The following is a 24,196-nucleotide window of genomic DNA, read 5'->3' on the forward strand; positions in this document are numbered from 1 at the left end:
GTCCTCAATTGCACCGCGCCCGGCAAGCTGCATACCGCCCACCGCCCAAGCGAAGAAAGTTGCCACCACTAACCGCTGCTTGGGACAAGGCTGATTGCAGGTTATCGCTATACATTGACACGCGGGTCATCGGCGCTCGAATGGAGAGTTTTACCCGGTGTTACGTAAAACTCTGACGACTTCTTGCGAATGGTCTGACGGTGCCAACAACCGCGCGGAACCACCAAAAAACACCCCGGCCCAACTGTTGCAACACTTGCCTCACCCCCTTCTTTAGGAAGCACCTCGATGTCAATTTCGCCTTCCATGACATGCAATAATTCATCGCAATCCGGATGCATCTCCCAAGGTGAAGGCCCACCTTCATTAGACCAGAACACACCAGCGCCGCCGTCATCGAAACTACCGAGGTCTCGAAACTCCATCTCTTTAGAGTCCATGGCGGTCTGATGAGGGTTAAGCACTTGCAGTTTCATGGGTGACTCCAAAGATCAAAGAAGACCATAACGTTGAGGACCCCTTGAAGTACTCCAAGGCTACCCATTCGCTTGCTGCCATCTCTGCGGCTTGGGTTTGCTCTTGCTCTGAGGAAGCAGCTCATTGACACGATTCCGCAGTCTTGGAATGACTTCGGTTTCGAACCAGGAGTTTCGTTTCAGCCATATGTTATTTCTTGGGCTGGGATGCGGTAGTGGCAGAATTTTGGGCCAATGGTCTTGCCATGCTTTCACAGTTTCTGTCAGTGATAGCTTGTTCTTAGGTAGATGGTAGGACTGCGCATATTTCCCAATTACGAGAGTTAACTCTAGTTGAGAAAACTGCTCGAGTAGTTTTTCTCTCCACGCTATGGCGCACTCAGGGCGAGGCGGAAGATCGCCTGTTTTTCCTGTGCCCGGGTAACAAAAACCCATCGGCAAAATCGCGATTTGCTTCTCGTCATAAAACCTGCCCTTGGAAACGCCCATCCACTCTCGTAGACGATTACCGCTAGCGTCATCAAAGGGGATGCCTGTCTCATGCACTACTCTTCCAGGAGCCTGACCTGCGATGAGAATTTTAGCGCTTGGGTGTATTTGCAATACCGGTCGCACCCCATGCGACAACTGCGAGGCGCAGATGGTACAGGCACGAACCTCTTCTAATAATGTCGCGAAAGTATTCACGATAATCTGCCTATTGCCGTTCAGGCCTTAGCCCGCTCAGCCAGTGATTAACTTGTATGCCAAAAACCCAACAAGACCGATCAAAATGAAACCACCCAGCATGAATACCCGGCGCCTAAGAGGCACATAGTTTGATCCTGTGTGTACCGTCATGTGAACAATCCGACTAACGACGAAAGCCCAGGCAGAGATATGTACGTAAGTGTTGACCGCGTCCATGCTCCATAAGACTATTACGAGAACATAGAACAGCATCGGCAGTTCGAATTGGTTTCGAATATTGTTGTTGATTTTAAGCACGCTGTCGGGCCAGGCGTCATCGTGCAGGGCTCTTCGTTCTTCGTTAACTTCACCACGCTTTGTAGCGCCGGACTTGGCAATCGCCAGTGCAATGTAGAGCCACAGCGTGAGTGCTACCTGTAAGGCGACCGGTGCAAAAATCAAATTGTTTTCCATAATGAATTCCTAACTACTTTTAGCGGTGCGACGCCGGAACAAACCACAGCCGACCATGCTGGACGCCCTAGCGTAAGGGCATGACCCCTATAGTCGCATGCTTTGGAAAAACCAAACTGAATGGCGTGCTGGGCGCCCTTTATCAGAACCTTCGCCTGCGGCGTCTAAGGCCACGGTAAACGGCGTTGCTGTAGCTATGCCCGCCCCAGACTGCAGTCCACGACACATTTAGGCACTTCGTTATGCCTCGCCATAAAATGCGTCGTGAAATGAAAATTGCCCCTTAGGAAGACTATACGACAACTGTCTCATCATAAAGAACTCTGCGGGCTCGTTCGAGGGCGCATTCTCCGGCGCCAACTGAAAACCGAACTTCTCGTAGTACATGGGGTTGCCGGTGAGAATACAGCCCAGCGCCTTCATATTTTTGAGTTCGGCCAGGCCACTTTCGATTAAGGCCTGCCCTACGCCTTGGCGTTGGTGAGCAGGCAGAACAGATATGGGCCCCAAGGCAAACCACGGGGTTGATCCATCGCCCGCGCTCGCTGGGGAAAACGCGATATGTCCGATGAGCTCTCCGTCCAGGACCGCCACCAGAGACAGGGTTAGGGCGTTCGCCGAGCGGAGGCGCTCAATAACGTCTTGCTCATCTCCTCCCGCGTATGGCATGCCACGAAACGCGAGCTCAGTAATCGAACGAATAATTACGTGATCGGCGCCCTGCTCTTTTCGAATGTGCAGATTATTCATAGCGTTTATGATCCTTCAATGGTGCGGACAGCTTTTATCCAGACCGTGGCGAAAGCTCGCGGTTAGCTGCCTTGTTTGGCCTCAAGGGCACGGGCGCTCCATCTGTTTGCTGGACGCCACGTCACCCGCACCCCGAAGCAATCCCTAAGACTCCGTCCATAAACGATGCCGCACAGATTCACGGTAGCGTCGCCAGGTGTTCGTCCACCTGCGAAACTAATTCTAATTGAGCATCGTTTGCCAGGCTTTCGCGGAGTGCGCGCAAGAAATTCTTGGTGTTGTGGAGTTTTGCCATTCCAGCAGTCGAACCGAAAGCGTTATTCCATGATAAAAGATCACCCGGATCGGTGATCCGAGACAGCCAGTTTGCGACGGTGGATTGCGGCACTTGAGAGCGAGCAGTAATTCTCGAAACGACTCTCGCAATCCGATCGGGTTCGTTAAAGATAAACGCAGGCGCAGCCGCCACTGTGAGTTGCTCAGCTATAGCATCAAGAATTAGAACCAGTTGGTCGTAGGTAAAATTCGGGTTCGCTGACAATCGCCAGAGCAAATCGCTACCGTGGGCTACAGCGTGAATCCAGCCCAGGTTTGGATCTAAACCACGATAATCCCGCTCCGCCGCGAACATAGCGCAGGCGCTTATCAATAGCGCAGAAAGCTCATCTGCCGTTAAAAACTGATCCTCGGTATCCGCGCGCACCAGTTCGGACAGCACAAGCGCTGAGAACGCTCGGGCAATCGCGGGGTCCATTTCGTCCGGAGATTCCGTAAGCGAAAGCCAATCCTGAAGTCGGAACACAAGGGCTCGCATGACAGGCGATGAGATTTCATTTTGGCGAATCCAATAGGTGAGCACTTCATAAGCAACTCGATCGCGAAGCACCGGATCAGATGACCTAAGACAATCGGCAAGCAAGGGGGCGATTGTGTCTGCGTCGGCGGTCTTTGCATTGGCACGCACCTCAAGCCAATACCGCTGCGGATCCTCAACGTCGTGGCAAGCATCGCGAGGAATACTTGAGGGGGCTTGAAGCTCTGCCCCACAGGCTGACGCGAGCATCGCTAAAGGAAGACAGCACAACAATGATCGTAGATTTGTCATTGTCGTAGCCTAGCAGCAATGGACGCTAGGAGCCGTGTTCCGACCCAACTCAGAGTCGCTTCCGCCAATACATGGCGATATGACACGATCAGGGTGGAGCTCATTTTCAGCTGCGCTGCCTTAGGTGCTCTTTGGGTCATTAGAAATCAAACACTCCTGGCGCATGCACTTGCACTCCTAAAGCGTTAAGCAGGGACTCCCGGTAAGGCGGCCTCACTGGATATACCTCTTGGATCTTTTTGCACAATAAAATACGTGTGAAGCTCGGGATACTGGTCATATTCTATATGCCGTATAACGCAGCCCAAGCTAACAAATAAGCGTATGAACCCGTTCACCCCCAATGTTGAGTAATAGACTTTCGGGCCCATAAAGTCATCATAGTGTTCGCCAGCCTTATCACGCTGTCCCAGGCCGTTATCAATTCATATTTTTTGACGGCGACCACGTGCATATATCCTGATGGTAAAACCTTAGGTCCGGATGACGCTTTTGCGCCAAGGCAACCATCTCGCTTGAAGCATCAACACCCTCAGCTGTGAATTCATTCTCTATTAGCAGGTCTAGAAAGCGACCCGTGCACCCACATCCGACATTGAGAGCAGCGCCTATGTCTCTAAAGTCGGACACTACAAAAAGTGCAGAGACGAATAATAATTGTGCTCTGGTGAGCCTTGCTCCCAAAAGACAAGCGACCGGAGGCACAGCCCAAGATAAGCAACTAAACTGTCTGCTTCATATTGCAAAGCACGCATGTGAGGTAGCTGCTTGAAATAGGAGCGTTCAGCTTGGTGCTCTGGAAATGAGTGGTTTCTCAAAATCTCGATAGACTTATGCTGTGCTTCAGTCACATCAATTTCATATACAATTTTCAAAGTGTTCCATGATGTTGGCTATCCATCAGCAAGCTGCACGAACCGTAGCGGCATTCAAACTTTTTGGATGCCTCGCTACTAGCTTTCGAGTCACCTTTTGAATTCTGCTCGTAGCAGTCTTTCGGTGCACTTTGTCGTATCCTTCGGTCCTCAGAAAAACAAAGAGAAGTGCACTTTCATGTCTCAGATTTTTGCCAGGCTCTTCATTGCAATGCTGGCCTCTACACTCAGTAGTCTGATCTTTGCCGCAGACGTTGATTATCGACTGCCAAAATCCTATGCCGTGAGCGAGCAATCCATCGCTCTGACCCTTGATCCAGCGAAAGACGGCTTCACGGGTACAACAGGTCTCAAACTGGTTGTGCATGAGCCTGTTGATCGTATCGGCTTGCACTGGGTGGGTCTTGCCGTAACTCCGCCGCAACTGACCGATGCCAAAGGAAGTGTCAGAACGCTGACTTTCGAGCAAGGCGATTACGAGATGTGGTGGTTGAGCGACGGAAAGACGATAGCGCCGGGAGAATACAGCCTGGATATTGCCTTTAGCGGTGACTACTCGCGCGATGCGCTGGGTCTTTACAAGACTACCTTTGCTGGTCGCGACTACCTGTTCACGCAATACGAGCAAACCTTGGCGCGGCGTGCCACACCCATGATCGATGAACCGGATTCTAAAATACCCTGGCAGCTAACCATTACTGCACCCGAGGGACTCAAGGTCGCCTCGAATACGCCGGTCGAGTCTCAGTCAGAGAGCGGCGACTTGGTCACGCGGGTCTTTAAGCAGACTCCACCGATGCCGAGTTACCTTCTAGCGCTCATTGTCGGAGACTTCGACGTCACGCCTATCGACGGATTGTCGGTTCCAGGTGTGATTTACTCACCTAAAGGCACGGGTGGAGATACGGGCTTTGCAGCCAAAGTCACCCCGCCAATCCTCAGTGCTTTAGAAGACTATTTCGGTAGTGGACTCCCCTATGAAAAGCTGGATTTTGTGGCGGTTCCCGACTTTAGCTTTGGCGCGATGGAGAATGTTGGTCTCGTTACCTACCGTACAGAGCTGCTGTTACGCGGGGACTCAGCCTCTGGCTCGGCGGCGGCCAACAGCGTAAACACCATCGCTCACGAACTGGCACACATGTGGTACGGCAACCTTGTGACCATGGAGTGGTGGGACGATCTGTGGCTAAACGAAGCATTTGCGACCTGGATGGCGGATAAAATTGTCGACGAGTTGTATCCGCAGTACGAGACGAACCTGCAGCTACCCCAGGCATTGGCCTTCGGCGCTGACTCCGTAGCTCAGTCGCGGCCCATACGCAAAGAAGTGAAGACCGACGAGGATGTCCTCGATGGTTTTGGGCTCAACTACAGCAAAGGCCATTCAATATTAAACATGCTGGAGCAAAGCATGGGCGAAGATGCCTTCCAGCGTGCCATTCAAACCTACATGGGCAAGCACCGTTGGTCGAACACACGGGCGTCAGATCTTTGGGCTGCTCTGGCAACGGAAACTTCTGTCGCTGTGGATGTCATCGCTGATTCTTACCTGGAGCTTGCAGGATTCCCGCTGATCACATTCGGCAAGGACGGAGTAGTCAGCCAGACTCGCTTTCACAGCCCCGGCGCCAAGCTCCCCGAGCAACAATGGCAGATTCCCGTAGTGACCCGTCATCGCGATCGTGACACCGGCAAGCTTACCGAGTCTGTTTTTGCCTTGAGTAGTCAAAGCGTGGTTCTTCCCCAGTACAGCAAAGCTGAGTGGATTCTTCCTGGCGCGGGGGGTAATGGCTATTACGTGTGGCACACCGGCGACCAGCGCTACCAGGCCCTTCTAGAGAATCTGGATGAGCTTAGTGCGCGCGAAAAGGCGGCGGTACTCGCTAACAGTAACCAGCTGCTGCAGGGCGACATTATCGGTATCGATCAGCATTTGCAGTTACTGGGTGGGCTACTTGCCGATGACAGTATGACGCTGGCCCTGAGCGCGGTGAATGGCTTGCGTGGTATCGCCGGCATGTACTTTCACAGTGAGCTTCAGCCGGAGCTCAAGGCGTTTATCACCAGGGCATTGACCCCATGGTACGAACAATTGGGCACGCAAACCCGTGACGATGATAGCGATAGTGCGCGCGACCTAAGGCCGCGAGTGCTGCGCACCCTCGCCGAGTTTGGGGATAAGCCTGAGTTGGTAGCCGAGATGACAAAGCTGGCAGATCAATACCTAACTCAGCCAGAAAGTGTAGATCCGCGACTTGGACACGAGGCGCTGCGTGTCGCTGCACTGTTTAATGGAGACGAAGCGATGGCCAAGCGCTACATTGCTGCGTACCGCGAAACCAACAACTCCAACCTGCGCAGCAATCTCGCCTATTCGATGTATTTTCGGGACTCGGCAGCCGCACAAGCTGTTTTCCAGTCTCTTGAGAAGGATGACATTCAGTCTGGCGATACTTCGTTGGTGATCACAGGTTTGTTCTATGCGCAGCCGAATCAACGCGGCCTCTATCAAACTTTTGAAGGGTACTTCGACATGCTGTCGGCAAAAATCCCCGAGTTTTATCGACCGACGATGCCGGCGTTCACCACGGCGAACTGTAATAGCGAGAACCTTGCTTTGCGGGAAACGTTTTACGCAAGTCGTGATAGCAGTATGCTCACGCAGCTGCGTAAGTCTCAGGAGTCCACTAAGAACTGTATTGATACTGCCGAGCGTGGTTATGCGGCCATGGCAGCGTTTTTAGGCGGGTCATGATCGCTGCCTAAAGGGCCTTGCTTGTGAAGGCGCCCTTCCTGGATTTGTTATGTGAAATAGGACACTCAACAACAGTGTGATACGGCCTGAGAATCCCCGATACTTTTTGTCGTAAAAATCATAGATGATCACAAGAGGTAGGAAATGTCGAATGAGATTCGATATTCTCAAGCTTTAGGACATATAACGCTCAAGCTGGGGCGACCGCTGAGGCCGCCTAACTATTGGAATTGCAGCGGGCATTTTATAGAGCAGAAGCTTTTCATTGACGCCGGTGCTGTGGATTCAGCTCGGACAGTAGTTGAGCTCTTACCGAATCAAGAACTTCAATAAGATCACTGTCTGATATATCCGCTCTGTTATTGACGTCGCGCAGTATGTGAGGGTACTCCCCCGGATATCGGCGAGCAGCTTCTTTTCTAACCGTCTGCATAGCAGGCCTTCTATGCCGGTACACACCAGTAACGTCGACCGACGCGAAGTAAAGGGCACAAAACACACTAAAGTTGCTGTTCGCTAAATCATCATCACAATTTCGATCACCTTCGCGATTCCTTTGGCTCTGCTCCAGAAGGATTCTCTTCGCTTCTTCCAAAATCGCTATATCTTCGCTGGAAACCGGGAAGTGAGTGCCCATCCATTCAACGTCTCGCTCATTCGCCACGCGAATCGAAATCGGCAAGACCAAGAGGGCCTCGTTGCAATTGCCGAGAAAGAGATGATGGCTCTGGCGTTCAAGCACACAGGTTCGACCAGGTCTGCCGTCCCAGCCGAGCACCAACTCGCCATTGCTACGATTGATGCTTCGAACAGGAAGCACAACCGGCGTTCTGCCATACGGAGCGAGTGTGACTCGCAGGTCCTCTCCATCGTCGATGAAATAGTAGCGACCCATCTGTACTCTGCCGTTCGTCTCTGTGTAGAACCCATAGCGAAGTGTCGGATTCGATCCACCTATGACATCAAGCTTGTCCCAGTCTTGCTGCGCCACGACAGCGATGGGCATCAGCAGGCATATCGCAATGCTTCTTAAGAGGGTCATCGTCTAATCCTTATAGTCATTTGGCGACACTGCAAGCGTACAACGTTGCTTCTGACGCCTAATGAAATCAATACCGTGAAGCACGTTTGAAATGAATCTCATTACGTCATGAATGGCGATCCCAGTTGCTTGTACTTATGAAGAAACCCCGTTGTGTTGCTACGTTTACCTCCAGCCATGAACCCAAGCGCCTTCATCCTTTAAATCACGCCAATCTATGAGCATAGAGCGTTTTGACATAACAGCCTCGATGCAGCACAAAACGACCACACCGTCTTCGTCATATTCAACTTCGGAAACTACGAAGTGTTTTTCCTTATTAGCGGGGGTTACCGCAGACCACTTACTGTTGAGCAGTTTCTTGGGGTTAACGTTGTTCATCAGAGATCGATCCGATCACTCTAGCTCCGCAAAAAACCAGCGTAACAGCTAATCAGTGAACACACATGACCTGACATTGACTGCAGACGTTTAGCTCTCTCTTGATCTATCGCAAAGCCGCACCGCTTCATTCCCCCTACCATCCCTTCACCTAGTAGAGCTTCTAACGGCGAGGAATAAGGCGTGACGACTTTGGGATACAAACGCATGGCGGGCACGTCTGCGGTGTTTTTAAGAGAAGACTACAGCGGAGCGTCGCCGGTAGAGCGTGACGGTATGGTATGGCAGGCCGAAGAGCTTCATCTCAACGAGTTGCCCGCAACGCTCAAACCCTTAGAACCCATGGCCAATGTCCTAGCCCTCGAGGGACTGGAAGACTACGACCCCGCGACCCACGGTGATTTGCGACCGGTGACTTCCATCGGCAAACGCTTTGTTTACCTTGCGCCGATTCGTGGCTGGGTGCAGTTGGACGATGCCGCGGTCTAAGCCGCCCATCATGACTAACCACTGCTGGATTAAAACCCCGCGCAGGTCGCGTCCAGAGGCCGCCAGCTGTCAGGCACGGGATTGTTTTTACAGATTAGCGTCAGTGCTTTCTCGCGATTTTGCGCATTGCGCGTTGCCACGGTTTCTCGCATCACTTGCATGGCAGGTTCGTCAAACAGGCCACTTAATATGGGCTCTTGCAATTGCGTAGGATCCCTCATCCCGTTAGAGACGGACCGTTGCAATTCTTCAATGGCGGCCTTGCGATCATTGCGTAGTGCCGCGATCAGCCCCTGCCCCCACTGCCAGCCGGCATTGTTCTGGATCAGCTCGCCGAAAGCGCTCTCATGCGCGTCCAGCGCGCTCAAATAGGGCTCTGCAGCTTCATATTCGCCCAACTGCCGGAGAGAGTACACAAACTGCGCTGTGGGTAAGTTTCCGCCCCAGCTGGACACAATCTCGCCAAACACCGAAGGAACCAGCGTCGTTTGCCAAATAGCAACGGCCTCTTGATAACGCCCCTGATAATAGAGCGCACTGCCCAGGCCACTCCTTAACTCCAGATCTCCTGGATTCAGAGCAAGCGCTTCGCGCAGGCTACCCTCAGCTTTATCGAACTGACCTGCAAACAACCACACCCAGGGCTGAGCCTCGCGTGCGACCCGTAAGCCCTCATCAATAAGTCCCAGCTCACTGTAAAGAAATGACAACAGCAGATTGCTGAACAAGTCTGAAGCATCCGCCGCATAGGCAAGTAAAAACTGTTCGAGAGCAAGATCAACCTCCCCCTGAGCCACGTACACGCGAGCTAGAGCAAGATGGCTGGCCCAGGGTGATTGCGCAGCAAGGGACTGCGCCACGATTGTGGCACGCTCCGGCTCCGTAAATCTCAGCGTGGTCACCGCATTGAGCCGTCCAATAACGCTTAAAGGGTCAAGATCAAGCAACTCCTCGCGAGCCGCGAAAGACTCTGCGTAACGACCCAGATCACCCAGAGCATTTACACGCCAGGTGAGTGCGTCGGCGTAGTTAGGACGAATCGCCAACGCTCTCTCGGCATATTCCAGGGCGCGCTCGGCATCATTTTGGACCGCCGCCATTATCGACCGCGCAGCCCAAAGCTCCGCAAAATCATCATCAAGCGCCGCAGCCGCTGCGATTTGCTCTCCGGCGCGCTGCTTCACTTCGTCCGCGCTTAGATCGCCATAAGCACCCGCCGAAGACTGAAGTAGTGCAACACCAATGGCCAACTGGGCCCGAGCCGGCGCAAAGTTTGCGTCCAGGCGCACAGAGCGCTCCAGCTCTCGCACCCCTGCAGTTATCGCTTGATTGCCTCGCTGATTGATCAATCCCCGGCCCTTCAAATACGCTTCGTAGGCTGGGGTATTGGCCGTCTCACGACTGAGCAGGGCTCGCCCATCATCATTGAGTGCCAGCTCGGCTTTTAGCGCCTCAGCGATGGCCAGAGAAATCTCATCCTGAATAGCAAACACATCTTCAAGCTCGCGATCATAGGTTTCGGACCACAGGTGATAGCCGCTCTGCGCCTCGATGAGCTGAGCGGTAATCCGCAGTCGAGTACCCGCTTTGCGCACTGACCCCTCGAGCACGTGGTTAACCTTAAGCACCTCGGCAATCTCACTGATATCGCGATTATCGCCTTTAAACTGAAAAGACGAGGTGCGCGCCGCTACCCGCAGCGCAGGAATCTGAGCGAGTACATTGAGCAACTCTTCAGAAATACCATCCGAGAAGAACTCCTGCTCGGGATCCGACGAGAGATTCACAAAGGGCAGCACGGCTATCGACTTGTCAGCGATATCGACGGCGGCATCGTCCGGTTTGCTTTGGTCTGCAGCAGCTACCTGCTCACGCAGACGCGTCATGCCCGGTGACTCATCGGCAATCTCAGCACTTTGCGCCGCAATTACGTCGGCAGGGGCAGCGGATTCGGATCGCTTCCCGTCCCAAAACATGTAGGCCAAGGCGCCCGCCAAAACCAAAATTATCAGGGTGTCGAGCTTGCGCCGCGTTTGATGAACCACCGAGCTGCCTTCGGCAATCTCGGATTCGCGCTTAATGCCTTCCGGCGTAAGCTCGAATACCCAGGCAAACAGCAGGGTCGGAACAAGTCCAACCACAAGCAGATACAACAGGGCTTGCATCACCCAGGGCGGCGCCTCGATGTTCTGCATGACCACATCAGTCACCTGCAGCAGCAGCCACGCGGTCACGGTATAGGCAATACCCATACGAACCACGTTGCGACGATGCAACTCTCCAAGAAAACTCATGGACTACCCCTGTGAATGCAGGGCAGAAGGTAGCAAAAGCCTGCAGCGGCTGCCAGCAAACTCCATGAAATAGCGTGCGTACTTTTGTGCTCTGGAGTGTTTAAAAAGAGCGGGTCACCGCGCTGAGAAAGAAGAACTGTGTCTCATCCACAACAATCGGACTGGCGGCCGCATTGTCGATGAGCTGGCTGCCGCGAAGAATCGCGGTAAAGCGCCACCTGCTCTTTTTGATGGGCAAACTTACGAGGCCCTGCACGCCCACCCGCTCCACGCCTGCATCTGCATCGTAAGCAGGAAGACCTGTCTCGATAGAGTCTTCTGGAGACACGCCAAAAAATGCGTCTTTATAGGTGGAGTCGCCAAAGCGCAGCACGGGGCCCACAGCATAAAAGCCTGATCCCGCGCCAACACGCCCACGCCAAGACAGGTTTAGATCAACATAGGCACCCTCGTGCCCGGAGCCAACATCCTGGGCAAACACCGCCGACGCCGCCCAACGCCGCCCCCCGGTTTCCAGCAGCAGCCGCGCCTCAGTAGATATGCCAATCTCGTCGAGCCCGTCAATGGAGTCATCGCGCACGTTAAAGCCCGGTGCGAGGGACGCGCCCACGTTAAAAAATCGCCCACTGGCCCTTTCGCGTTTTCGGTAGGCATAGCCACCTATGCCCTGAGGTACGTTGGCAAAAAATCGGGTGCCGCTCTCGTCAAAGTAACGCAGCTCGATGTAGGGGATTACCCGCGTATTGTACTCATCGCTTCCCACAAACTTAGGATTGGCGATATAGCCAGCGCCGAATTGGTTACGCCACCCCGGCTTAGGAGCTCCAGCGGCGCTGGGGAGACCAGCAGTGGCAGCAACTGCAGCAGCGTCCGCCTGCGCATCAGTCTGCCCTGCGGCAGTTGTTGTCATAAAAAACGCAGAAAATATCGCCAGAATCGATAAGCGCAAAGTCAGTTTCATGACCGCAAAAATCCGAAAGTAAGGTAGGTCTTAATTTACTCCTAACTGGGGCTTGCGGATCACAACGCTGACCCAAGTCTGCTCCGTTTATCGATGGCTTTGTAACGCTAGTGAAGATGATGACAAAAACTTGTAGGCTAGCGCTATCAAAACAAAAAATGTGAGCGTCCCCGCAAATGAAAAAGTCCTCGTTAGTCTCACTGGTCCTCAGCGCACTACTACTCACCGCGGCCACGGTCGCCAGCGCCCTGGACTCTGATCTATTTGCCGGCATGCAGGCACGCAATATTGGTCCTGCAGGAATGTCAGGGCGAGTCAGCGCGGTAGCTTCCGTCGCATCCAATCCGAAAATTATCGTGGTGGGCGCGGCCTCGGGCGGCGTCTGGCGCTCGGACAACGGCGGACTCACCTGGACCCCCCTCTTTGATGAGCAGTCAGTGAATTCCGTGGGTGCCGTGGCGATAAATCAGACTTACCCGGACATCCTCTGGATTGGTACTGGTGAGGGCGCTACCCGCAACTCCACGTCCATCGGTGACGGCATGTACCGATCAACCGATGGCGGGCGCAGCTGGGTCAAAGCCGGCCTGGAAGGCACAGAGCGCATCAACAGAATCGCCCTACATCCAACAGACCCAGACATTGCCTATGCGTCGGCGCTGGGCTCTTTATGGAGCGATGGCGGCGATCGCGGTGTATACAAAACGACGGACGGCGGTAAGAGTTGGACAGCGGTGCTTAGCGGCCCCAATGAGCGCACCGGCGCGACCGACATCAAGATGGACCCGAGTAACCCAAATAAGTTGTTTGCTTCTTTGTGGCAGTTTCGACGCTGGCCCTACCGCTTCGAAAGCGGCGGCCCCGGCTCGGGCTTGTATCGCTCATTAGATGGCGGCGATAGCTGGACCCAGCTGACCGAAGAAGACGGCATACCCAAAGGCGAATTAGGCCGCTCGGTGTTCGCCATTGCCCCTAGCGATCCTCAGCGAGTTTACGCTTTGGTGGAAGCAGAAGATTCAGCGCTGATTCGCTCTGACGATGGCGGCACAAGCTGGCATACCGTGAACGATGAAACAAACATCACCATAAGACCGTTTTACTACACCTTACTGGATGTCGATCCGCAGGACCCAGATACGGTATACAACGTTGAGAGCCGTGTTCGCCGCTCCATCGACGGCGGTAAAACCTTTAACTACATTGAGGCTATTGCCTGCTGCAAGCCCAGCGAGACCGTACACATCGATACCCACAGCTGGTGGATCAACCCAACAGACTCAAAGCACATGATTTCGGGGAACGACGGCGGCATCGCTATCACCCACGATGGCGGCGACACCTGGCGCTTTGTAGAGAACCTACCCCTGGCGCAGTTCTATCATATCGCCGTGGACAACGCCCATCCCTACCACGTTTACGGCGGTCTTCAGGACAACGGCTCCTGGCGCGGTTCCGCAGAGACCTTCGACGTTGGCGGAATTCGGACGCTGCATTGGCAAGAGGTCGGGTTTGGCGATGGCTTTGATACGGTTCCGGATCCAGAGATCCCCAACACCGGCTATGCCATGAGCCAGGGCGGACAACTCTCACGCTGGGACCTAAACACCGGTGAGCAACGACTGATACGCCCTCAGCCACCAACGCTGGCAACTGAACTGCGTTTTAACTGGTCTGCAGGATTTGCCATTGATCCCTTTGAGCCTGCCACCATTTACTACGGCAGCCAGTTCCTGCACAAATCAACGGACCGCGGCCTGAACTGGACCGTCATCAGCGACGACCTGACTACCAACAACAGTGACTGGCAGTCTTTTAGAACATCCGGCGGCATCACACTGGATGTGACCGCGGCCGAGAACTACACCACCATCATTTCTGTAGCGCCTTCCAAGATAGCTCAGGGCGTGATGTGGGTAGGCACCGATGACGGCCGCATTCACGTTACCCAAAACGGTGGCGAGAGCTGGAGCAGCGTCGAAGGCAAAGTGCGTGGCGTTCCCAAAAACACCTGGGTTCCCATGATTTATCCAAGCCCCCATGAACCGGGCACAGCCTATGTCGTTTTCGACAACCATCGTCGCGGCGATTTTAAACCCTATGTCTATCGCAGCGAGAATTACGGCAAAAAGTGGACGAGCCTGGCTGATGCATCAGTCAAGGGCTACGCCCTGTCGGTCTTACAGGACCCGAAAGATCCAGACCTGCTGTGGCTGGGTACCGAGTTTGGTCTCTTTGTGAGCCTTAACGGTGGCGAGGACTGGGTCAAATACACCGCGGGTGTCCCCACATCGTCAGTGATGGATCTGGCGTTTCAAGAGCGAGAAAATGATCTGGTGATCGGCACGCACGGCCGCAGCATATTTGTATTGGATGACATCTCGGCGCTTCGCGGCCTGGACAGCAAGGATCTGGACGCACGTCTTAATCTTTTGGCAGCAACCGACGGCCAGCAGTACGACAGTAACCCGGTTATCGGAAGTCGATTCTGGGGCAACGGGGAGTACGTTGCAGACAACGAAGCCTATGGCGTTGTTCTTACATTTCTTGCATCTGGAGATGACATTCCGCATCCGGATACAGACACCGAGAAAGCACGCAACGCCAAACTTCGCGCCAGCGAAAAAGCCAATGTCAAAACGGACGGGGCAACAGATGAAAAGGATGAGGCACCGCGAGCAACGGTGACAGTCACCGACGAAAACGGCGCACATATTCGGACCTTTACCACGGATGTGCATCAGGGCATTAACCGCGTGACCTGGAATCTGCGTCGTGACGGTTTGCCCCCGCTGCCGGACAGCAAGAAAGAAGCGGATGCGGACTTACCTGACGGTATCGAAGTCATCCCCGGCAACTACACGATCTCGGTGGCTTTTGACGATCAGCAACAAAGCCTGGATGCGCAAGTGCTAGCCGATCCGCGCATTGATGTGTCCATGGACTCCATGCGCGCCAACCAGAACATGCAGTTGCAGCTGCAAACGCTGGAAGCCACCGCCAATCACGCGCTGGCTCAGATACTCACCGCTCGGAGAGACCTTGGCACCATCGAAACGATGATCGAGCAAGCCGGTGATCCCAAAAAGCATGCCGCGCTCAAAGAGCAGGTAGAGGCCAACAAGGACACGCTGACAGATCTGGAATCTCTGCTGCGCAACCCCAAGAGCGCGAAGGGACGTCCCTATACCGATGATCTGGCACTGAACACCGTGGGTAGAGCAAAGGACTTTCTCAAGACCACGTATCAGGAGCCCAGCCCAACCGCTATGACCTTTGCAAAACTTGCCGAGAAACGGGTAAACGATGCAGTGTCAGCAGTAAATAACTATCTGGAGAATGACTTTAGTGAGCTGCGATCAGCCTTTGCTGACAGTAATTTAGGGCTTCTGAGACAACAATCCATACCGCTAAAAACTCAGTAACAGAATAACTGACGGGGCCGCTGAGCCCCGTTTGCTGTTGTAACGATAGATAGTTTACCAGCTGCAGTTTGCAGTCATTGATGCTGTATGCCCTACAGCGGATCTATACTGGCGCTGCACCTCAGTTATGCTCTCTTACTGAACATCAGCGACGGACAAGTCATGACAGCAGCAAACAGATTTTTCTTTTTCCTAGTATTTAGCGCAGCGACCCTATCAGCCAAAGCTGACAGCTTCGCGGTGGGCGGCATTGAAGCCGACCGTGGAGAATTGGTATCGGGGTTCATCACCGTTCCCAAAGGAATGGACTCTGCTAGCGAAATACCTGTGAGCATTGCCCACGGCACGAACGATGGGCCGGTCCTGGCGTTAATCGCCGGCACCCATGGCTACGAATATCCCCCCATCACCGCCCTACAGACGATACGCGCGAAATTAGACCCCGCGACACTCAGCGGGACCGTCATCATGGTGCACATTGCCAACATGCCCTCGTTTTTGGGTCGCACCATCTATTACAGTCCCGGAGATGGTAAAAACCTGAATCGTATGTACCCGGGAGATCCCGACGGCAGCATCAGCCAGCGCATCGCTCACCTGATCACTACCGAGGTCATTGATCAGGCGGACTACCTTGTTGATCTGCATGGGGGTGACGGCAACGAGGCACTGCGGCCTTACGTTTACATGCCGGTAACCGGCGAGGCAGAGTTTGACGCCAAGATACAGGGCCTGGCTGTAGCCTTTGGCCTGGACCATATCGTCATGGACACCGGCCCTCAGCACGCCAGCGGCCCTTCACTGTTTACAGACCAAACAGCACTGGAGCGAGGAATCCCTGCCATCACCACAGAGACCGGTCAGTCAGGTTCCAACGACCCCTATTGGGTGGGACTCGCAGAGAACGGAATATGGAACGTGCTACGCCACCTAAGCATGATACCTGGCGATGAGGTACCCAACACCGGAATCACCTGGTTGGGCGACTATAAAGTGGTGACTAGCCCCCAATCAGGAATTTTTAAAGCGGTGACCAGAGACGGCTACGCAGTCACCGAGGGCACGATACTTGGTGTCTTGGTCGACTTTTTTGGTAACGAGCTAACAAAGATACGGGCGCCGTTTTCTGGCATCGTAAACTACGTAATCAGCACGCCGCCGGTGAGCAAAGGTGAGCCTGTAGCAATGATCAGCAAGGTTAATGATCGCTGATAACGTTGTCACGCCGATTACACGCCAAAAACCTACAACCCAGAAGGAACACCCAATGTCGCACGGCTTCGAATTGCGCCTGTCCAATTACCTCAAACTTCCCGCACTGCTTTTGTGTTTACTTGCCGGAAGTAGCACCAGTACCGCGGCAGTACTGCAGCTCACCCAAGCCAGTATTCCTCAGCTCAGTGCGGCCATGGATGCGGGCACTCTGAGCTCAGAGCAATTGGTGCAAGCCTATCTGGATCGTGTAGCCGCCTACGATCAACAGGGACCCACGCTGAATACCATGATGCTTTTGAATCCTAATGCGCTGACGCGGGCACAGGAACTGGACGAGGAGCGACGTGTATCAGGGCCTCGATCCCCAATGCATGGCATCCCCGTAGTGATCAAAGACAATTTGGACACTGCCGATATGCCCACTACCGCGGGCTCCTTTATGCTCGCAGGAAGCATTCCGCCGGATGACGCCTACGTAGTAAAAAAGCTAAGAGATGCCGGAGCAATCATTCTTGGCAAACTGAACCTCAGTGAGTTCGCATCCGGCGGCGCGATGAACTCCCTGGGGGGCGTTATCGCTAACCCACATCACCTGGGTAGAACGCCATCGGGATCCTCAGGAGGCACCGGCGCTGCAATTGCCGCGGGCTTTGCCAGCATGGGCCTGGGCACAGACACCGGAGGCTCGGTGCGAGGCCCCTCCTCTGCCAACGGCATCGTGGGCCTCAAAACCACCCACGGTCTTATCAGTCGTGACGGCGTAGTACCACTCGCGCTGTCCTTTGACACCGTGGGACCCATGACTCGCAGTGTGACCGACCTGGCCATAGCATTGGGTGTGATGACCGGAGTGGATCCTGCGGACGACTCTACGCAAAAAAGTATCGAAAATTCCTATACCGATTACAGCCAGTTCCTCGATGGCGATTCACTCAAAGGCGCACGTATCGGCGTCGCCCGAGTATTTATGAATGATAACAATGAGGTTGATTGGTTAGTGGAATCAGCCTTGCAGGCCATGCGTGACGCGGGAGCCGAGGTTGTAGATGTAGAGTTCCCCGACTGGCTTTTGGAATCTCGCGGCAAGTTCTACCGCGCGATCCGCTACCCGGAGTTCAAGGCGCAAATCGCGGACTATCTGGTCACGCTGAATGATGAATACCCCAAGGATCTGGACGGGCTTATTGCCGAAGCTATGACGCTCAATGCCACGCGCGAGGACGGCGTTATTCCCAACCCCAGCCGCTGGTCCCTGATGCGCAAAGAAGTCGAAGCAACAGGCCTGGACGGCTACGAGTATCAAGCGGTAAAAACCTACGCCTTGCCGCTGGTGGCACAGACGATCGACGGACTGATGCAAGACCAGAAACTGGATGCAATTGTCTATCCTACAGCGAGCTCACCGGCGGAACTGATAGAACGTCCCACAGGCACCTCCGAGCCGGGCTCCGGAGGTTCACCGGTGATTCTGGCAAATCTCTCGGGATTTCCTGACCTCATTCTACCCATTGGATTTACAGGACGAGGGATGCCAGTCACGCTCTCCATGCTTGGCACAGCCTTTAGCGAGCCAACACTTATAGGTCTAGCCTTTGCCCTGGAACAACGCTTACAGGCTATCAGGCTTCCTGTGCATACCCCGCAGCTACCGGGAGACACTCTTCGCGGAGACTAAAAAAATGCGCCGGGGTTTCCCCAGGCGCATTATCTTTGGCAAGCGCCTGCTTCAAACGAACAGGCGCGTTGCTTGTAGCATCACGGCTTAGACAGCACCTCGATGTTCTGCTGCGCAACCAACTTGTTGATCATGGGCAAGCGGGCGTTCAGTAGTTGCTCAAGGGCTATGACCTCTTCGTCTATTTGCGCTGAAACCTCTTGCCGGTAAGCCTGGGCTTCGTCCGTGGGCGGGTAATCCCCCGAGGCGGCGTGCGTCGCAAGATAGGCCAAACGGTTATTGAGTTTGATACCGAAGTTCAATGGATCCTGGTAGGCCTCATTGCGAGTCTCGTGAATATTATTCTCAATCACGGTCATCTCTTCGTCCAGACTCACTAATGCAGCCACAATAGACTCAGCCTCAGCATCGCCCTTGAGTTTGCCCTGCATGTAGTCAAGGTCCGCGCGCAGCTTACGGATGTCGAGCACCGCCTGATTTGCCTCAGACAGCTTATCCCGCACCGCCATGAGAAAATCAAACTGGGCTTGCAGATCAGCCAAAGAGCTGTGGACTCTGGGATCCTTGAGTATCTCAAAACCCTGCTCCACGCTCTGGCCATTAACAGTCAAGCGCGCGCGGTAAGCTCCGGGGACTGCCTTGGGTCCTTTGGTATTGGCTGAGTAAAGGATGATTCCATCAAACGATACGGCATCCGGGTAACGCATATCCCAGACAAAGAGATTCGCGCCTTCTTTGGCATCCAGCTTAAGATCGCTTTCCTCTTCTTCGTCGTCGCTAAGAGCATCCGTTGAAAAGCGCTTGATGACAGTGCCGTCATTCTCTAGAAGCTCCAGACTGACAACATCAGAGTCTTCTACTGCCTCACTCAAGTAGTAGTAAAACAAGACTCCCGCGGCATGGTTCTCACCTTCAAGCAAAGGATTTCGCTCACCGCGGCCACCCTGATGAATACGATAACTCGGCTTGGGTTCATACAGATAAAAATCAGCATTCACGACGCTCTTATCAAGCTGATGAAGCGGTGAAAGGTCGTCGATAATCCAGAAGCTGCGACCCTGCGTCGCTACGATAAGGTTTCGATCGCGCACCTGCAGGTCAGTGATAGGCACCTCGGGAAGATTTAACTGAAAAGGCTGCCAGCGTTTACCATCATCAAAGGACACATACATGCCGTACTCCGTCCCGGCGTACAGCAGGCCTGCTCGATCCGGGTCAGCACGCAGCACCCGCGTAAAGTGCAGCGGCGCTATACCATTGGTAATTTTCGTCCAACTCTTTCCATAGTTTGTCGTCTTGTACATATACGGGGCAAAATCGCCGGACTTGTACATGGTTCCCGCTACGTAGGCGCCACCGGGCTGCGTGGGGTGTACATCAATGGAATTCCACATCAACATCTTCGGCGCCTTGGGTGGCGTGACCTCTTGCCAGCTGTCGCCGCCATCTCTCGTCACATGGATAAGCCCATCGTCTGAACCTGTCCACAGCACACCCTCTTCATAGGGACTCTCGTTGGCTGTCAGAATGTTCGCGTAAAACTCGACACCGGTGTTGTCCTGAGTAATGGGTCCGCCCGAAGACACCAGTGTCTCGGGAATCGCTCGCGTCAAATCCGGACTGATGGTTTGCCAGTTCTGCCCCTCTGTCATTGACACGTGCACCTGATTGGAAAAGGCATACAACTTGTCGGAATCATGATGCGAGAAGAAGGTCGGGAAGTTCCAATTGAAGCGGTACTTCATCACTTCAACACCGGAGCCGGCGGGATTCAGCGGCCAGGGATTGATAGAGCGCTGCTGATTATTCGCATGATTGAAGCGGTACATATAGCCTTTGTAAGTACCACCATAAATGATGTCATTGTCATCCGGATCGATGGCGTGATAAGCACTCTCACCGCCGGTAGTGACCTCCCAGTCCTTTTCGGTGATTGCGACACCGTCGCTGCGATGCGGAATGCGAATAGACGAGTTGTCCTGCTGCGCACCATAAATGCGGTAGGGAAAATGATCGTCTGTGGCGATGCGGTAAAACTGTGCAGTAGGCTGATTGTGATACGTGGTCCAGCTGTCTCCTGCGTCCGTGGTGATCTGAGCACCGCCATCATCGGCAATGATCATGCGCTCATTATCATTGGGGTCGACCCAGAGGTCGTGATGATCACCGTGAGGCGCATTTCGCAAACTAAAGGTCTTACCGCCATCAGTAGAGGTGGCGTAAGACACATTCATCACATAGACCTTATTCTCGTCTTGAGAGTCGGCAATAATCCGGCTGTAATACCAGGCTCTAGATCGCAGCGCCCGATCACTATTAACCTTCTCCCAGTTTTCTCCAGCGTCATCGGAACGGAAGACGCCACCATCCTCGGCTTCGATAATCGCCCAGACCCGGTCTGTATTCGCAGGAGAAACCGTTACGCCAATAATGCCTCGGGGCGCTGCCGGCATATTGGGCAGATCCGTAAGCTTCGTCCAGGTCGCGCCAGAATCGCTACTTTTCCATAGATCCGAACCTGGGCCGCCGCTCGAAAGGCTATAAGGAGTGCGGTGCACGTTCCAGGTACTTGCATAGAGTATTCGCGGATTACCCGGGTTAAAAGTCAGATCCACCGCGCCGGCATCTTCATTAGCAAAAAGAATCTTGTCCCAGCTCGTGCCGCCATTGCTGCTCTTATAGACGCCTCGCTCCTGACTGGACTGCCAGAGGTCACCCATGGCGGCAACGTATACCGTGTCTGGGTCTGTAGGATGAATTCGAATACGGCCGATGTGACGGGTGTCTTTGAGGCCTACAAAAGTCCAGGTTTTTCCTGCATCCGTGGATTTCCAGACACCAAAGTTCGAAGACACATTACCGCGGATAGTTTTTTCACCCAGCCCCACGTAGACAACATTAGGGTCAGACTCAGAGACAGCAACCGAACCTACCGAACCACCAAAGTACCCATCGGATACATTCGCCCAGGTATTACCACCATCAAGCGACTTCCAAACGCCGCCGCCAACAGAACCGAAGTAGTAAGTGTCCCGGTCACCAGGGACACCGGTTACAGTGCCCGAGCGGCCCCCACGATAAGGACCAATGAGGCGGTATTCCATGGCATCGAAGAGCTCGGTGTCGTAGGCCGCAGTATCCTTATCAGACTGTGCCAAGCTTTGCGCCGACAGCATAAAAAAGAATGGCAGGAGAATAACTAAAGATAATTTTTGACGTATTTTCACGAATACAGACCACTCAGGTATTAGCAAATAAAAGTGGCCCTACCGTAGATTAATTGTCAGAGCAGTTCAAACAGTTATCAATGGATACACTTGACGCTTCTTTATATGCTCAATGATGCTAGAGTCCGCGCCCCCGGATTAGGAGCAAACAATCGACATGAAGCGCGTTCACGAAATCGTCAATCCAGTGGTCATGGGCAACGAAGAATCCATGTACGAGTTATTTGCGCATCTTCGTGACGAAGAGCCAGTCGCCTATTTTGACCATCCGGATTTCGAGCCCTTCTGGGTGCTGACGCGGCACCAGGACATAAAGCACGTTAGTCAGAAAAACGACGTCTTCATTAATAACCCAAGAACGATCATCGTGCAGCGCGCCTTTGAGCAAATGCTGCTGGAGCAATTTGGCACCCGCAACGGCCTCGAAACGCTGATCCATATGGACAACCCTAAGCATCGTGAACTGCGCGGCGTCACTCGAGAATGGTTTAAGCCCTCGCCCATTGGGCGGCTCACACCCATGATCGAGAGCATCGCCAAAGAGCATGTGGACAAGATGCAGGCTCTGGGTGGTACCTGCGATTTTGTGAGTGATATTTCCTTGCACTATCCCTTACGCGTGATCATGTCGATCATCGGCGTGGAACCTGAAGAAGAAGGCATGATGCTCAAACTGACTCAGGAGCTCTTTGGCAGCGAGGACCCCGAGCAGGGTCGTGGCGGTGATCTCAGTGACCGAATGTCAGTGCTTATGGACTTCTTTGCTTACTTTAAAAACGTGGTAGAAGATCGAAAGAAAAACCCCAGTGACGATCTCGCATCGGTGCTGGCTAATGCCATGGTCGGTGGCAAACCCATGGAAGAACTGGATCAGATCAGCTACTTCATTATCACCGCCACCGCCGGGCACGATACGACCTCGGCAACTATTGGAGGCGGTCTTAAAGCGCTGATGGAGTTCCCTGACCAACTACGCAAACTGCAAGAAGATCCAAGCCTTTTAAAAAGCGCCGCAAAAGAAATGATCCGCTGGGTATCTCCCGTGCGACACATGATGCGCACCTGTACCGAAGATGTGGAGTTCCACGGTCAAAAAGTCCGCAGCGGAGAAAGCCTGGCGCTGTGGTATCCCTCGGCGAACCGCGACGCTCGTGCTATTGCGAACCCCGACAGCTTTGACGTTACTCGGGACAACCGTGAGCAGCTCGCCTTTGGCTATGGTGGCCACATGTGTCTGGGCCAGCATCTAGCCGTTCTTGAGGTGGAGTGTTTTTTCCGCGAATTGCTTCCGCGACTGGAGTCCATTGAGCTTGCGGGTGACCCCCAATGGGTACGAGCTGTTTTTGTCGGGGGCCTCAAATCACTGCCGGTGCGCTATAAACTCAATTAGAAGAGGAGGAGCGGAACGCCTGCCATGACCGCTTTGGGCCCTAGGCTGTGTTACGGCGCTGCGCCCGGGTTTTAGTGGCCACTGGCAACGGGATCTTTCATTAATATTAGCTTGAGAATCTCACCCACTCGATCACTCTCCAGATGATACAGATGACCACCGAATCCCAGGTCCTCAAATCCACTGACATCGACCACCTCGACACCGGCAGCCACAAAGTCGCTAGCCTGCCCCAGCCGCTCACCCAAATTCACAGCCTGCGAAAGCATCAGCAGCCGGTCTGACTCAGACACAATCACGGAAATACTCTTAACACGCTGTTGCAGCACGGGCAGCGCATCGATAAACCTTTCACGATCAATGTCCGGTGCTATAAGAATCAGATCCTCAAACTTCTGGTTTTGCGATGGAGCCGCAATAGCATCCAATGCCAGACGAGAACCCATGCTGTGGGCGACGATCTTGATTTTGTCGTAGCCATAGCGCTCGCCAAGGGCATCAAGACGTTCCATTATCGCTGGCAGGCTCTCAGCGATGCGTCGCTCGTCCTTCCAGTAGGTGACTACTGTGGTGCTGGCTGGCCAGCTGAAAAGCAGTATCCGACCCAAAAAACCCGTGCGGTAGGCTAGTACAGCGGCATCTCTACAGGCGCGTTCCAGGTCTGTATTGTAGCCGTGCACATAAACGAGAATTCCCGCAGCCGAATTGCTGTCAAAACCCGTCATCACCTCGTCAAAGGTGCGAGGCCCCCGGGAGACATTGTTAGCCTCAAGACTCTCACCGTCGAACAGGTCGACTCGACACTCTCCACCGGACACCTCGCCCACATCTGTGGAATACTTAATCTCGCCACCAACATTTTCCGAGAAGCCGCGGGTGGTTAAGTACGGGATAACAGCCCTAGCGTTCGCCTTATCTGGCAGGTTTCCGCAAGCCCCAAAGAGCGATAGAAACACTCCCATCAGTGCCCAGATCAAGCAAGAGGGCTGCTTGCCA

General features: G+C 53.8%; 18 protein-coding genes. 6 read left to right on the forward strand and 12 right to left on the reverse strand.

Annotated features, from left to right (window positions below; all coding sequences use genetic code 11):
- Positions 1 to 107: 107 nt before the first annotated feature.
- From R0135_RS06530 to R0135_RS06555, 6 genes are all read right to left on the reverse strand, one after another.
- Positions 108 to 476: a cupin domain-containing protein gene (locus R0135_RS06530; RefSeq protein WP_407349448.1), complete on the reverse strand. Its 369-nt coding sequence runs from the start codon at positions 474 to 476 to the stop codon at positions 108 to 110.
- A gap of 60 nt (positions 477 to 536) precedes the next feature.
- On the reverse strand, positions 537 to 1,163 hold the full coding sequence (locus R0135_RS06535; protein WP_407349449.1) for a uracil-DNA glycosylase family protein: 627 nt from the start codon (positions 1,161 to 1,163) through the stop codon (positions 537 to 539).
- 36 nt (positions 1,164 to 1,199) lie between these two features.
- The gene (locus tag R0135_RS06540; RefSeq protein WP_407349450.1) at positions 1,200 to 1,619 is read right to left on the reverse strand and encodes an MAPEG family protein; all 420 of its coding nucleotides are present in this window, start codon (positions 1,617 to 1,619) and stop codon (positions 1,200 to 1,202) included.
- Positions 1,620 to 1,859: 240 nt separating this feature from the next.
- The gene (locus R0135_RS06545; protein ID WP_407349451.1) at positions 1,860 to 2,369 is read right to left on the reverse strand and encodes a GNAT family N-acetyltransferase; all 510 of its coding nucleotides are present in this window, start codon (positions 2,367 to 2,369) and stop codon (positions 1,860 to 1,862) included.
- Between the two features lie 178 nt (positions 2,370 to 2,547).
- Positions 2,548 to 3,474 (reverse strand): DUF2785 domain-containing protein, encoded by a 927-nt coding sequence (locus tag R0135_RS06550; protein ID WP_407349452.1) that lies wholly within the window; start codon positions 3,472 to 3,474, stop codon positions 2,548 to 2,550.
- 420 nt (positions 3,475 to 3,894) lie between these two features.
- Positions 3,895 to 4,179 carry a class I SAM-dependent methyltransferase gene (locus R0135_RS06555; RefSeq protein ID WP_407349453.1) on the reverse strand — a complete coding sequence of 95 codons (285 nt, stop codon included), beginning with the start codon at positions 4,177 to 4,179 and terminating at the stop codon, positions 3,895 to 3,897.
- Positions 4,180 to 4,527: 348 nt separating this feature from the next.
- Here R0135_RS06555 and R0135_RS06560 point away from each other — a divergent pair, with 348 nt between their 5' ends.
- Positions 4,528 to 7,104, forward strand: a complete 2,577-nt coding sequence (locus R0135_RS06560) for a M1 family metallopeptidase (RefSeq protein WP_407349454.1) — start codon at positions 4,528 to 4,530, stop codon at positions 7,102 to 7,104.
- 262 nt (positions 7,105 to 7,366) lie between these two features.
- Here the strand turns inward: R0135_RS06560 and R0135_RS06565 are convergent, their stop codons facing one another.
- Together R0135_RS06565 and R0135_RS06570 are read right to left on the reverse strand one after the other, a co-directional pair.
- A complete protein-coding gene (locus tag R0135_RS06565; protein WP_407349455.1) occupies positions 7,367 to 8,146 on the reverse strand; it encodes a hypothetical protein in 780 nt (259 codons plus the stop codon).
- Between the two features lie 165 nt (positions 8,147 to 8,311).
- Complete coding sequence (locus R0135_RS06570; RefSeq protein ID WP_407349456.1) at positions 8,312 to 8,527, reverse strand: TIGR02450 family Trp-rich protein; 216 nt, start codon at positions 8,525 to 8,527, stop codon at positions 8,312 to 8,314.
- 183 nt (positions 8,528 to 8,710) lie between these two features.
- Here R0135_RS06570 and R0135_RS06575 point away from each other — a divergent pair, with 183 nt between their 5' ends.
- The gene (locus R0135_RS06575; RefSeq protein WP_407349457.1) at positions 8,711 to 9,016 is read left to right on the forward strand and encodes a hypothetical protein; all 306 of its coding nucleotides are present in this window, start codon (positions 8,711 to 8,713) and stop codon (positions 9,014 to 9,016) included.
- A gap of 29 nt (positions 9,017 to 9,045) precedes the next feature.
- Here the strand turns inward: R0135_RS06575 and R0135_RS06580 are convergent, their stop codons facing one another.
- On the reverse strand, positions 9,046 to 11,310 hold the full coding sequence (locus R0135_RS06580; protein WP_407349458.1) for a tetratricopeptide repeat protein: 2,265 nt from the start codon (positions 11,308 to 11,310) through the stop codon (positions 9,046 to 9,048).
- 100 nt (positions 11,311 to 11,410) lie between these two features.
- Positions 11,411 to 12,271, reverse strand: coding sequence for a MipA/OmpV family protein (locus R0135_RS06585; protein ID WP_407349459.1), 861 nt, complete (start codon positions 12,269 to 12,271; stop codon positions 11,411 to 11,413).
- A gap of 176 nt (positions 12,272 to 12,447) precedes the next feature.
- On the opposite strand from R0135_RS06585, the gene R0135_RS06590 reads away from it, so the two are divergent.
- The 3 genes from R0135_RS06590 (at position 12,448) to R0135_RS06600 (ending at position 18,583) form a co-directional block, all read left to right on the forward strand.
- Positions 12,448 to 15,693, forward strand: coding sequence for a VPS10 domain-containing protein (locus R0135_RS06590; protein ID WP_407349460.1), 3,246 nt, complete (start codon positions 12,448 to 12,450; stop codon positions 15,691 to 15,693).
- 162 nt (positions 15,694 to 15,855) lie between these two features.
- On the forward strand, positions 15,856 to 16,905 hold the full coding sequence (locus R0135_RS06595; RefSeq protein WP_407349461.1) for a M14 family metallopeptidase: 1,050 nt from the start codon (positions 15,856 to 15,858) through the stop codon (positions 16,903 to 16,905).
- Between the two features lie 55 nt (positions 16,906 to 16,960).
- The gene (locus R0135_RS06600) at positions 16,961 to 18,583 is read left to right on the forward strand and encodes an amidase family protein (protein ID WP_407349462.1); all 1,623 of its coding nucleotides are present in this window, start codon (positions 16,961 to 16,963) and stop codon (positions 18,581 to 18,583) included.
- An 80-nt stretch (positions 18,584 to 18,663) separates the two neighbouring features.
- On the opposite strand, the gene R0135_RS06605 is transcribed toward R0135_RS06600, so the two are convergent.
- Positions 18,664 to 21,741, reverse strand: a complete 3,078-nt coding sequence (locus R0135_RS06605) for a WD40/YVTN/BNR-like repeat-containing protein (RefSeq protein WP_407349463.1) — start codon at positions 21,739 to 21,741, stop codon at positions 18,664 to 18,666.
- A gap of 226 nt (positions 21,742 to 21,967) precedes the next feature.
- On the opposite strand from R0135_RS06605, the gene R0135_RS06610 reads away from it, so the two are divergent.
- The gene (locus tag R0135_RS06610; protein ID WP_407349464.1) at positions 21,968 to 23,200 is read left to right on the forward strand and encodes a cytochrome P450; all 1,233 of its coding nucleotides are present in this window, start codon (positions 21,968 to 21,970) and stop codon (positions 23,198 to 23,200) included.
- Between the two features lie 71 nt (positions 23,201 to 23,271).
- Here R0135_RS06610 and R0135_RS06615 read toward each other — a convergent pair whose 3' ends face one another.
- Positions 23,272 to 24,177 carry an alpha/beta hydrolase gene (locus tag R0135_RS06615; RefSeq protein ID WP_407349465.1) on the reverse strand — a complete coding sequence of 302 codons (906 nt, stop codon included), beginning with the start codon at positions 24,175 to 24,177 and terminating at the stop codon, positions 23,272 to 23,274.
- Positions 24,178 to 24,196: the final 19 nt, after the last annotated feature.

This window comes from Congregibacter variabilis (genome assembly GCF_045689235.1).
GTDB classification, from domain to species: domain Bacteria; phylum Pseudomonadota; class Gammaproteobacteria; order Pseudomonadales; family Halieaceae; genus Congregibacter; species Congregibacter variabilis.